The organism is Chromohalobacter beijerinckii (genome assembly GCF_023061185.1).
In the GTDB taxonomy this organism is placed as follows: Bacteria; Pseudomonadota; Gammaproteobacteria; order Pseudomonadales; family Halomonadaceae; genus Chromohalobacter; species Chromohalobacter beijerinckii.
The window spans coordinates 16,441-28,406 of record NZ_JAKGAK010000023.1; the positions used below are offsets into that span (position 1 = coordinate 16,441).

At 61.9% G+C, this 11,966-nt stretch carries 9 protein-coding genes; 3 read left to right on the forward strand and 6 right to left on the reverse strand.

The annotated features are described in order from the left end of the window. Nucleotides 1-305: 305 nt before the first annotated feature. Together glyS and glyQ are read right to left on the reverse strand one after the other, a co-directional pair. Nucleotides 306-2,372 carry a glycine--tRNA ligase subunit beta gene (gene glyS, locus L1075_RS14105; protein ID WP_040240194.1) on the reverse strand — a complete coding sequence of 689 codons (2,067 nt, stop codon included), beginning with the start codon at nucleotides 2,370-2,372 and terminating at the stop codon, nucleotides 306-308. A 2-nt stretch (nucleotides 2,373-2,374) separates the two neighbouring features. After that, nucleotides 2,375-3,331 carry a glycine--tRNA ligase subunit alpha gene (gene glyQ / locus L1075_RS14110; RefSeq protein WP_040240191.1) on the reverse strand — a complete coding sequence of 319 codons (957 nt, stop codon included), beginning with the start codon at nucleotides 3,329-3,331 and terminating at the stop codon, nucleotides 2,375-2,377. Nucleotides 3,332-3,458: 127 nt separating this feature from the next. Between glyQ and rfaD the strand changes: the two genes are divergently transcribed. Continuing rightward, complete coding sequence (gene rfaD / locus L1075_RS14115) at nucleotides 3,459-4,415, forward strand: ADP-glyceromanno-heptose 6-epimerase (protein ID WP_075368512.1); 957 nt, start codon at nucleotides 3,459-3,461, stop codon at nucleotides 4,413-4,415. Further along, nucleotides 4,408-5,445 (forward strand): lipopolysaccharide heptosyltransferase II, encoded by a 1,038-nt coding sequence (gene waaF, locus L1075_RS14120; RefSeq protein ID WP_040240186.1) that lies wholly within the window; start codon nucleotides 4,408-4,410, stop codon nucleotides 5,443-5,445. Before rfaD ends, waaF begins: the two co-directional genes overlap by 8 nt. Here the strand turns inward: waaF and L1075_RS14125 are convergent. The 3 genes from L1075_RS14125 to L1075_RS14135 all read right to left on the reverse strand — a co-directional run bounded on the left by L1075_RS14125 (nucleotide 5,438) and on the right by L1075_RS14135 (nucleotide 8,911). Next, nucleotides 5,438-7,012: a sulfatase-like hydrolase/transferase gene (locus tag L1075_RS14125; protein ID WP_246942439.1), complete on the reverse strand. Its 1,575-nt coding sequence runs from the start codon at nucleotides 7,010-7,012 to the stop codon at nucleotides 5,438-5,440. The genes waaF and L1075_RS14125 overlap by 8 nt on opposite strands. A gap of 70 nt (nucleotides 7,013-7,082) precedes the next feature. After that, complete coding sequence (locus tag L1075_RS14130) at nucleotides 7,083-7,844, reverse strand: glycosyltransferase family 2 protein (protein ID WP_040240183.1); 762 nt, start codon at nucleotides 7,842-7,844, stop codon at nucleotides 7,083-7,085. Continuing rightward, complete coding sequence (locus L1075_RS14135) at nucleotides 7,832-8,911, reverse strand: glycosyltransferase family 9 protein (RefSeq protein ID WP_246942441.1); 1,080 nt, start codon at nucleotides 8,909-8,911, stop codon at nucleotides 7,832-7,834. The genes L1075_RS14130 and L1075_RS14135 overlap by 13 nt, the downstream gene beginning before the upstream one ends. Before the next feature lie 30 nt (nucleotides 8,912-8,941). Between L1075_RS14135 and L1075_RS14140 the strand changes: the two genes are divergently transcribed. Beyond that, nucleotides 8,942-10,099 carry a glycosyltransferase family 4 protein gene (locus L1075_RS14140; RefSeq protein ID WP_246894715.1) on the forward strand — a complete coding sequence of 386 codons (1,158 nt, stop codon included), beginning with the start codon at nucleotides 8,942-8,944 and terminating at the stop codon, nucleotides 10,097-10,099. A 17-nt stretch (nucleotides 10,100-10,116) separates the two neighbouring features. Here L1075_RS14140 and L1075_RS14145 read toward each other — a convergent pair whose 3' ends face one another. Beyond that, nucleotides 10,117-11,958, reverse strand: coding sequence for a DUF3413 domain-containing protein (locus L1075_RS14145; RefSeq protein WP_246894714.1), 1,842 nt, complete (start codon nucleotides 11,956-11,958; stop codon nucleotides 10,117-10,119). Between the last annotated feature and the right edge of the window lie 8 nt (nucleotides 11,959-11,966).

Below are 11,966 nucleotides of genomic sequence, written 5' to 3' on the forward strand. Positions count from 1 at the left end.
ACAATCCTTGTGCTACGAGCTACGAGCTACGAGCTACGAGCTACGAGCTACGAGCTACGAGCTACGAGCTACGAGGGAAGAGGGAAGAGGGAAGAGGGAAGAGGGAAGAGGGAAGAGGGAAGAAGCCCCGCGGCGCTGATGAATTGGATCGCTGTGTTTCACGTGAAACATCTCTGGTTGGTACGCAGGGAAGATCTGGCGAGTCTAGTGAGGAAGCCAAAATACCGGTAGCGATTATGTTCCACGTGAAACAAAAAAAGGGTGGCCGGTTAGGCCACCCTTTTCAGTTGCAACGCGTGTGTGGGTTATTGCTGCAGTTGAGCGATATCCGCGACTTCCAGGAATAGGGCCTGGAGGCTGGCCAACAAAGCAAGGCGATTGCGACGTACGGCATCGTCCTCGGCCATGACCATGACGTCATCGAAGAACGCGTCGACAGGGCCCCGTAAGCGTGCCAGCACGTCCAGTGCCTCGCTGTAATGCGCAGCATCGATCAACGGACGCACCGCCTGATGGCACTGCTCTAGCGCCTCGCTCAGTGTCGACTCGGCTGCGGCTTGCAGAAGCGAAGCATCCACGGCGGTAGAACCGTCGTGCTGCTGTTTGGTGAGGATGTTCGAGACACGCTTATTGGCTGCCGCTAGCGCTGCTGCTTCTTCCCGCTGGCTGAAAGCATGCACGGCTCGAATCCGGCGCGCGAAATCGAGTGGCCGCGTGACCGGGCGAGAGCGCACCGCCAGATAGATCTCGGCGGCAATGCCCTCGTCCTGGGTCCAGGCGCGGAAGCGATCGAGCATGTAGTCGAGCACATCGTCGACCAGGCCGTCAGCCTTGGGCAGCTCGCCATGCTGAGCGGCGGCGAGTTCGAGCAGCTCGCGCAAGTCGAGATCGAGCTCGCCCTTGATCAGGATGTTGAGAACGCCGATGGCGGCGCGACGCAGGGCGAAGGGGTCCTTGGTGCCCGTGGGGCGCTGGCCGATACCAAAGATGCCGGTCAGCGTATCCAGGCGGTCAGCCAATGCCAGGGCCAAGCCGGTCTGCGTCTTGGGTACGTCGTCGCTGGCGAAACGCGGCAGGTACTGCTCGTGAAGTGCTTGCGCGACCTCTTCCGGTTCGCCGTCCTGGCGGGCGTAGTAGGTGCCCATGATGCCCTGGAGTTCGGGGAACTCCAGCACCATTTCGGTGACCAGATCGCACTTGGCAAGCTGTGCGGCACGTTGGGCATGGTTGACGTCACCACCGATCCGGCTGGCGATGAACGCGCCGATGGTTTCCATGCGTCGCGCCTTGTCACCCAGCGTGCCCAGCGACTGCTGGAAGACCACGTTATCCAGCGCGTCGCGCCGCGAGGCCAATGTCTGCTTGCGGTCGGTATCGTAGAAGAAAGCGGCATCGGCCAGACGCGGGCGGATCACTTTCTCGTTGCCCTCGATGACCTGCTGCGGATCGCGGCTTTCGATGTTGGAGACGGTGATGAAGGCCGGCTTGAGTTGGCCCTCGGCGTCGAGCAGGTGGAAGTATTTCTGATTGGCCTTCATCGACGAGATCAAGCACTCGGCGGGGACTTCGAGGAAACGCTCGTCGAAGCTGCCGGTCAGCGCCACCGGCCATTCGACCAGGCCGTTGACTTCGTCGAGGAGGTCGTCGTCGATGACGGCCGTGGCGTCGTTGACCTCGGCTTCGGCCAGTACCTGCTCGCGGATACGCTCACGCCGGCGATCGTTATCGGCCAGTACGAAGGCGTTTTCGAGCACGTCCAGATAGTCATCGGCGTGTGCCAGCTCGATGGCCTGCGGAGCATGGAAACGATGCCCACGGGTGGTACGGCCGGCCTCGAGGCCGAGTACCTCGGCGGGCACCACATCCTGGCCGTAGAGCATGACCAACCAATGCGCGGGGCGCGAAAATTCGAGCCGAGAGGCACCCCAGCGCATGTTCTTGGGCACCGGCAGGGCGTTGACGGCACGCCTGAGTATGGCCGGTAACAGCGCCGTGGTGGCTTCGCCCGGCTCCTGATAGCGATAGCCGAGCCAGGTCCCCTTGTCGGTTTCCAGGTGGATCAGGTCCGCGACCTCGACGCCGCAGGAACGCGCGAAGCCTTCTGCGGCCTTGGTGGGCTCGCCATCCTTGAAGGCGGCGGCCAGGGCCGGGCCGCGACGCTCGATCTCGCGATCCGGCTGCTTGTCGCCAAGTGCCACGATGCTGACCGCCAAGCGGCGTGGCGTGGCGTGGGCGTGAGCTGCTTCGAAGGGGACCTCAGCGTCGGCAAGGCCATTTGCGAGACCGTCGCGCAGGGCATTGGCGAGGGGCTCGATGGCGCCTGGCGGAAGCTCCTCGACGCCGAGTTCGACCAGTAGGGTGTTGGATGCCATTCTTACGCGTCTCCCTCGTTGCTTTCTCGGCTCAGCAGTTCCTGGCGGATGCTCTCGGATGCCATGGGGAACCCGGCTGCCTTACGCGATTCAAAGTAGGCGTGGGCGACGTCACGGGCCATGGTGCGCACACGCAGGATGTAACGCTGACGCTCGGTGACCGAGATAGCGTGTCGGGCGTCGAGCAGGTTGAAAGTATGCGATGCCTTGAGCACGTGCTCGTAGGCGGGCAGGGGCAACCCCGCGTCGAGCAGCTTCTGGCATTCGCCTTCGCTGTGGTCGAAAGCGGAGAACTGATAGTCGACATCGGCGTGTTCGAAATTGTAAGCCGACTGTTCGCGTTCGTTCTGTAAATAGACATCGCCGTAGGTGACGGATGAACCATCGGGGGCGTAGGTCCATACTAGGTCGTAGACGCTATCGACGTCTTGCAGGTACATGGCGATGCGTTCCAGGCCGTAGGTCAGCTCGCCGGTGACCGGATAGCATTCGATGCCGCCGGCTTGTTGGAAGTAGGTGAACTGGGTCACTTCCATACCGTTGAGCCAGACTTCCCAGCCGAGACCCCAGGCACCTAGGGTAGGAGACTCCCAGTTGTCTTCGACGAAGCGAATGTCGTGGACCTGCGGGTCGATGCCGAGACGCTCGAGCGAACCCAGATAAAGCGCCTGTAGCTCCAGGGGGGAGGGCTTCATCACCACCTGGAACTGATAGTAGTGCTGCAAGCGATTGGGATTTTCGCCATAGCGCCCGTCGGTGGGACGACGCGATGGCTGCACGTAGGCGGCATTCCAGGTCTCGGGGCCGATGGAGCGCAGGAAGGTCGCGGGATGAAAGGTGCCGGCTCCGACTTCCATATCCAGGGGTTGCATGATTACGCAGCCCTGTTCGGCCCAGTACTGTTGCAGGGCAAGGATCAGGCCCTGGAAGGTTTTCACGTCTGGCGTCGACTGTGTCATTGGTGAAGTACCGTTGGCCCATGAATTCACGAACTGCCAAGTATACAATTAGCGGTTAATCGGTTATAGGCACCGTGACGAAAAGCACGCTTCCCGCGTGGGTGCACGACTTGAAGGAATCGACGACATGATCGTAGTGACGGGCGGTGCCGGTTTCATCGGCGCCAATCTAGTGAAGGCTCTCAATGCACGCGGCCACGAGGATGTGCTCGTGGTCGACGACCTCTCCGACGGCACCAAGTTCGTCAATCTCGCCGACTGCACGCTGGGCGACTATCTCGACAAGGATGATTTCCTGGCGCGTGTGAAGGCCGAGCTGCGCGGCGAGCCGAGCGCCTTGCCGCCGATCGAGGCCATCTTCCACGAAGGGGCCTGTTCGGATACCACCGAGTGGGATGGCAAGTTCATGCTCGAGAACAACTTCGAGTATTCCAAGGTGCTGCTGCACTTTTGCCAGCACAAACGCATCCCCTTCCTGTATGCCTCGTCGGCGGCCACCTATGGCGGCAGCGAAGTGTTCGTGGAAGCGCCGGAGCATGAGAAGCCGCTCAACGTCTACGGCTACTCCAAGCTACTGTTCGACCAGTACGTGCGCGTCCACTGGGAGTCGTTCGACGCTCAGGTGGTGGGCTTTCGTTATTTCAATGTCTATGGTCCACGCGAGCAGCACAAGGGCAAGATGGCCAGTGTCGCCTATCACCATCACAGCCAGGTGAAGCGCGGCGAGAATCCCAAGCTATTCGGTGCCTGGGAAGGCTATGAAGCCGGCATGCAAAGCCGTGACTTCATTTATGTTGGCGACGTGGTGGACGTCAACTTGTGGTGTCTCGATAACCCCGAGGTGTCGGGCATCTTCAACCTGGGCACCGGCCGTGCCGAACCGTTCAAGGCCATCGCCGAGACGGTGATCGATTATTATCAGACTGGCAAGATCGACTACATCGCCTTTCCTGAGGAGCTCAAGGGGCGCTATCAGAGTTATACCCGTGCGGATATCTCGCGCCTGCGAGAGGCGGGCTACCCGGCCGAATTCAAGACCGTGCGCGAAGGCGTCAGCGCCTACCTGGATTGGTTGAATGGCTGACGACAACGCAACCGACGCCGCCCCACGCCTGCTCGTCGTCGGCCCGTCCTGGGTCGGCGACATGGTCATGGCGCAGAGCCTGTTCATGACGCTCAAAGCGCGCTATCCGGAGGCCTATCTCGGCGTACTGGCCCCGGGCTGGTCGTTGCCGATTCTGGCGCGCATGCCCGAGGTCGACGAGACCGTCGCGCTGGACGTCAAGCACGGTGAATTCGGTTGGGCCACGCGACGTGATGTGGCGCGCACGCTGAAGGGCCGCTTCGACCGGGCGATCGTGTTGCCGCGCTCCTGGAAATCGGCGCTGGTACCGTTCCTGGCCCGCATCCCTGAGCGCTTGGGGTTCCAGGGTGAGCAGCGCTACGTGGTGCTCAATGCGCGCCGTGAGCTCGATAAAAGCGTGCTGAATCAAACCGTGAAGCGCTTCGTCTCGTTGGGTTTGCCCGAAGAGGAGGCACAAACCGGGGAGTTTACGATCCCTACGCCGCGTCTCGAGGTGAATGCCGACGAACAACGCCGCCTGCACGAGACGCTAGAGCTCTCGAATCGTCCCGCCATTGGCATGATGCCGGGCGCCGAGTTTGGTCCGTCCAAGCAGTGGCCGCTAGCGCATTTTCGCACCTTGGCGGAACGCCTGGTGGCCGAGGGCTTCGAGGTGCGGGTGATGGGTGGTCCCAAGGACGCTGACGCCGGTGAGACGATCAGCCAAGGGCTGGATGGCGTACATAACCTGTGCGGGCGTACCAAGCTCACCGAGGTGGTGGACCTGCTCGCTGACTGCCAGCAAGTGGTCACCAACGACTCGGGGCTGATGCACGTGGCGGCGGCTGTGGACACGCGCGTGCAGGCCATTTACGGCTCTTCCTCGCCGGCCTACACGCCGCCTCTGACCGAAAACGCCGAGATCCACGACCTCTACCTGTCATGTTCGCCGTGCTTCGCGCGTGACTGCCCGTTGGGGCACACTAATTGTCTGCGTCATCTCGAGCCGGCACGGCTGTTGGCGTCGATTCGGCACGCGGCGCTCAGTTGACCCCTTTCCACATATAGGTTTGCAGTGCGTCTTCTTCCGCCATGTGGCCGTTGATGGTCTCCAGGCCGTATTCTTCGACCAGCGTGGGATCCTTGGCGAATAGTGAGCGTCCCAGCCCGGCGGCACGTGCGTCCAGTGTGAAGCCCATGGCTTCGAGTACCGTCGGGTAAACATCGACCATCGACCCCTGGCGCCGGATACGCTTCCCGGCAGGGACACCCTCGCCAAGCATCATGAAGGTGTTTTCGCGCTCGGCATCGACCAACTGCGGCCACTCAGAGTTCTTCATGCTCAGGTGGTCGCTGGAGATCACCACCAGGGTATTGTCGAGCAGACCTTCTTCGTCGAGGCGCTGAAGGAAGCGGCGTACCAGCCAGCCCGTGCATTTCACCGAGTACAGGATATCGACGCCGTCGAACTTGCCCTGGTTCTCCAGGCATGCCTGAGCCGGGTTGCCGAACGGCGGATGAGCCGCCAGGGTCAGGGCGAACATGGCATAAGGCTGGCGTTCATCATTCTCGGCAAGCTTGCGGATACGCTTGGTGGCCATGTCGAGTAGGGTGTCGTCGTAAAGGCCCCAATCGTTGAGGTAATCCGGTGGCGTGACCTGGTCTTCCAGTTCGTCGCGCCCCAGCGCCCGATCGAAGCCGTGTCCTTCGTAGAACACCTTTTTGCCTGCAAAGCGCGTACTGGCCCCGCCCATGTAGGTGAGGTCGTATCCCTGGGCATCGAGGATGTCGCCCAGACACTGGGTATGTGGGAGTACCTCCTCGAGTGGCTCGAACTGGTTGTCATGTTTCAACCCGGCGGGGATCAGCGGCACGCCGCACTGGGTGGCGACCATGCCCGCGGTCGTCCAGCCGGTATTGTCGAGCTGCTTGAGCCCCTCGAAGACGGTGCCGCGTTTGCCGAGCGCGGCGAGGTCCTCATAGGCGTCGCCGAATGTGTCGCGGTCGGCGTAGGTCCGCTCGGTACTTTCCAAGTAGAGATAGATAAGGTTGGGGCGCGTTTGCGGTTCGCTTGCAATGCTCGGGACGCGGTAGTGATCGCGCAACCAATCCCCTTCGGTGACCACCGAAGCGCCGCGTTGCGAGAGACCGAACAGCAGCGGATTGAAGGCCAGCAGAAAGATGGCGCCGACACGCTCCCACAGTCGCCATCGATGATCGGTGCGCACCAGCCAGGTGAAGGCCATGAGCATGATGATGGCGCATAGGGTGAAAATCACCGCGGCGATGACGCGGCCTTCACCGCCATGCTCGGTCATCCCCGCCTGTAAATGGAAGATCACCGCGCCCAGGTCCACCTTGCCGAAGCTATCGTCCAGGTACAGGTAAACCCACCATAGAGCCAGCGGGATCGACGACCAGGGCAAGACGCGCCGCGTGCTCGTGCGCTGCGCGGGATGGCCCCAGCGAAAAAACCACGCGATGGCGACCCAAACCGCTGCGACGGGTAACAAAAACCAGTGACTGATGACGGTCAGCGTGGTGAAGAGATACCCCAGGCATAAGCCGAGGTAAGTAAGTACGCTCCAGCGGAGAGCGGTGGGGGGCAGCTTCATCATAAGAGCGCGTCCTTGTCTTTATGACTAGATCTTTATGACTAGAGTATGACAGCGAAGAAGCCGATCTGACTCATCGTTGCGGCGTTTGTTCGAGTTCGTAGAGCTCGTTGAGCTTGGCGTACTTCATGTAGGCATGAAATGCGGTAGTCAGCGCGACCGTCATGCCATCCATTCCCTGGAGCATGCCGCCCTTGAAGACCAGTTTGCGCAGCATCGCGTTGACGGCATGCAGCGTCGGGCGCAGTCGCGAGGGGCGTACACCGCGTTCTTTCATCGCCCAGGCATCGCGGCTGGAGAGCGCATCGATGCGCCGGATCCAGTGCGACATGTCCTCGTAAGTGAAATGTCGCAGATGTGCCGTGGTGGCCTCGACCTTGGGGGCCTCGACCGAAGAGTGTGCCTTCTTGGGTAGGTAACCGGCAGTGGTGCGGTTGTAAAGACGCACCACCGAGTCCGGATAGAAGCCGGCGGCGCGAATCCAATGCCGAGCCACGTAGTTCTTGCGTCGAAAGCTGTAGGCAGTCTGTGGGTCGTCTAAAGCGAGCGATTCGATCAGGGTCACGGCGTCGTCGTCGAGGCGCTCGTCGGCATCCACGGCCAGGATCCAGTCGTTCTTGGCAAACGGCACGCCATGCGCCTTTTGTGGTCCGTCGCCGAGATAGGCCTGCGCGATCACCCGAGCGCCCTCGGCCTCGGCGATGGCCACGGTGTCGTCGGTGCTCAGCGAGTCGACGACGATGACCTCGTCGCAGACGCGCGACAGCGAACGCACGCAGTCGGCGATGTTGGCTTGCTCGTTGAGGGTGATGACGATTCCGGTCAGCGGTTGCATGGCGTTTCCTCGGGGGCCGTTGGCGTTGGCCAAGTGTCGGCAATTTGGCGTGCCACCGCCGCGATGTCGATACGCGACATATCGCTGGCGGCGGCATCATCGGTAGGGGGGCTGAAGGCCAGGCGGCGTGTCTCGGCATTGCAGGTTTGCCAACGCAGCGGCGTGGCCGAGCGCTTGGCAGGGTAGAAGCCGATCGTGGGTCGGTTGAGTGCCCCGGCGATGTGCAAGGGCCCAGTCGACCCGGCGACGAAGACATCGGCGACGGCCAAGGTCTCGGCGAAATCGGTCAGACTAGCGCGTGGCGGCATGAGCACTGCATCGACCTCGCGTGCGTTGAGCGTCTCCACCAAGTGCTGGGCAATGGGCTCTTCGCCAGGACCGTAAGTAACCACCCACTTCGGCTGTGTGGACAGCTTGGCGCTGATAGCCTGCGCAAGGTCCACGTATTGGGCCACACTGAGGTTGACCGCCGAGCCGCCACTGCCGGGATGCAGAAACCACCAAGGGCGTGTCGAGGGAAGCGATAGTTCGTCGCTCAGACGTTGACGCTGCGCATCGCGCGTCGCATCGGGCAGCGGCCAGTAAGGCGGCGTCAGCGTCGGCACGTCCTGACCAAGGGTCTGCAGTAGAGCGGCGGCCAGGTCCTGATTGTAGATGTATTCGGGTTTTTGCGATCGTGACCTACGCTGTTTAATGCGGAAGTTGTAAAATATTTGAGCCCACTTGGTGGCGGGCGCCATGCGTAAGGAAATACCGGCACGCCACCCTAGCCAGCCGATGCGTGGCGTGGAGAATAGCGTCAGTAAGGCGTCGAACTTCCCGGCGCGAAGCTGCCTGAGCAAGTCTTTCTGCTGGTGGCGCGGCGCGACGCCGCCCGGGTCGAGAATCACTTCATCGACCCACGGGCAGGCATGCGCCAAGGGCGCTGTATAGGTGGGCACCAGCACGGCAACATGGTTGCCGGGATGGGCACTCTTCAGGCAGGCCAAAGCCGGCCAGGCGAGCATGAAGTCGCCGAGCTTGTCGTTGCGTACCACGAGGATGCGCTTTGGGCGCGACTGGGTCATCGAGTCTCCTATGCCCGGTGGCGTCGACGCGTGAGTCGAACATTGTCCGAGGAGCTTGCCTTGCAGCACAAGGTCTTGCATATCTGTTTATCCCGCGGCTGGGGCGGGCTGGAAATGTATCCTGCGCGCATTATACCCGAGCTGGCCCGTCAGGGGTGGCATGCCTACGCCCTGGCGCTCGAGGGAACGCGAGTGGCCCACACGCTGGCTGAGAGTGGCGCGCTCGAAGTGCGTAGTGTGCGCTCACCCACGCGCGCGCTGTGGCAACTTCCGATGCTGGTGCGCTGGCTGCGCCGCCGTGACATCCGCGTCGTGCATTGCCACAAGTCGAGTGATCTACGTCTCGGGGCATTGCTCAAGTGTCTATGCCCAGAATTACGCTTGATCTTCACCGATCACATGGGGGCCACGCGGCCCAAGCATGACCCTTACCACCGCTGGGTTTACCGGCATGTCGATCGTGTGCTGTCGATCAGCGAGGCAACGCTTTTGCGTAATCGCCAGGCCTTTCCACTGCCCGCATCGCGGATCACCCGACTGTATCTGGGCATCGACACAGCGGAGTTTGTTCCTCAGCTTGATGCTACTGAGCGCCGGGCACTACGTGACGCCTTGGGCATTCCGCGCGAGGCGGTGGCGATGGCTCTGCCCGGACGCCTGACCCCCGGCAAGGGTCAGCAAGTGCTGCTGGATGCCTTTACCCGCCTGTGTGGCGCCGGCGATACGCAATCCCACCTGGTCTTGATCGGGGGGCTGGAGGCGGACGAGGGCGGCAACCCCACCTTCATCGCTTCCCTGCAACAGCAAGTTCGCGAACAGGGCCTTGATGAGCGTGTCACGTTCACTGGATTTCGGCGGGATCTCCCGCGACTCTTCGAGGTGATGGATATCGTCTGCGTGCCATCGCGCAACGAGGCCTTCGGGCTCACGGTGATCGAGGCGATGGCGGCGGGCAAGGCGGTGGTGGGCGCCGACAGCGGTGCGATTCCCGAGCTGATAGGGTGTGAAGGCGGGCGGCTTGCTGACCCGCAAGACCCGGCGGCCTGGGCGGCGACCCTCGGCGAGCTACGCGATGCCCCCGCACTGCGCGAACGCCTTGGCGCCAACGCCTGCCGCTTCGTCAATGCACGCTTCACGCTGGCCCGACATGTGTCCGGGCTGTGCGACATTTACGCGGATGCCGCATAGTCGAGACGGCAGAACCTCTAACGATAGAACTTACGGAACCACTGCATCGCGTCGAACACCGCCGGCGAGAACTCGGCGTCCTCGATCGGGTCGAGTTGGCGATCGACGATCTCCCACTGACCGGTGCCATCGACCACGGTGATGCGATTCGGCTCGATGATGCCGTAGTCGATGTAGCTGCTGGATTGCACCCAGGGATGATCGATGCCGGGCTTCAGCAGATCCTTGCCCATGGCATAGTCGGAGAGCGGATTGCTGCATCCCAACGCGTGGCGCATCAGCATGGGTGCCACGTCGAGGTGACTGGTCATGCCCGCGACCTCGCCCGGTGCGACGCCGGGGCCGTTGACGAGCATCGGTACGCGGGTCTGCGGTGAGGCGAAGTGGCCGTTGTGGCCCCAATAGTTCTTGTCGAAATCGTTGAACGACTGGCCGTGATCGGATGTGACCACCAGCAGGGTCTCGTCCCATTCGCCTTTGGCCTTGAGGTCGTCGATCACACGACCGAGCAGCTCGTCATCGTAGTGCACGGCATTGCGATGGCGATTGAAGTAGAGTATCGGATCGGTATCGGGACCTAGCTCGAGGTAATCCATGTCCTGCACTGACGGCTGGAAGGGCTGGTCGGCGTCGGCCGGGACGTCATAGCCGTGGGGCGCGTCGTAGAACAGCATGCCGAACCACGGCGTGGCGTCCTGCCGTTCCTGTCGGTCGAGCCAGTGTATCCAATCCTCGGTCATCTGTCGGTCCCGGGTTGCGGGCGAGTCCCCCTGCGTATCCATCCGCAGTGACTCGACCGACGAGAAAATCGTGCGATCGAAACCGACACTGCTGAGGCTGGCCGAGGAGAAGATGCCTAGCGAGTAGTCCTGCTCCTGTAGCTGGGTGATCAGCAAGGGCGGCGTCTGAGTGTCGTCCAGATAAGCGTAGTAATTGCCAGTGAGACCGTAGAACAAGCTCATGGCGCCATTTCGGGTCGCGTTACCGCCGCTGTAATGATTCAGATAGCGGCGTCCGTTCTCGTTCAATGCGGCATAGAGGTTCGGCGTGTTTTGAGGCCCGTATTCGTCGGCGCGCCACGAGTCGATCAATACCACCATGACATTGGCGGCGTCATCGGGCTGGCAACTGAGCGGGTTCTTGGGCCAGTCGAGATTTTGTGCCTGCTGGGCCTCGATGTTGGCTTTCGCGGCTCGGGCGGCGCGGGGATCGAGCCAGCCGTGATCCGCCATGAAGTCTTTGGCGGTGGTGGGAAACAGCAGTGGATAGACGCCGACCTGCTGGGTCACGCTACGCATATAGCGTGCGTCGGCGACGATATGCAGCGCATGGCTGCCTACCAGAGTCAGCAGTACCACGCCGCACGCCGCGCCGACCGGCAGGCGGCGACCTCTTCCCCCTGAGATCACGCGCTGGGCGAGCCAGCCTTCCAATGCCAGCGCCACCAGCACACAGCCGGTCACCACCAACCAGGTCGAGGTCGTGAAACTGAAAATTTCGCCATTCTTGTCGTTCAGAAACAGCGAGACCATGAAGTAGTTTACGTGGAAGCGGTACTGGGCGTAGACCACGGTATCCAGTAACAGCGCACATAGCCCGAGTGCGCCTAATAGCGCCGCTGGCAGCCATAGCCAGCGGGCCTTCAACACTAGCGACAACAGGCCCAGCGGCAACCAGGCGATCAATACCAGCATGCCGAAATGACCGATCCAGGTCAGGATCAGATACGCCACTCCCATGGCATCGTCGGGGATCGCGAGGTAGGGCACATAACGCAGGGCGATCAGCCAGACGAGCGGGAGTTGCAGCAGCGCAAAAATCAGGGTATTGCGCCAACGGCGCCTCAGCGTATCTTGCATGCAGGTCA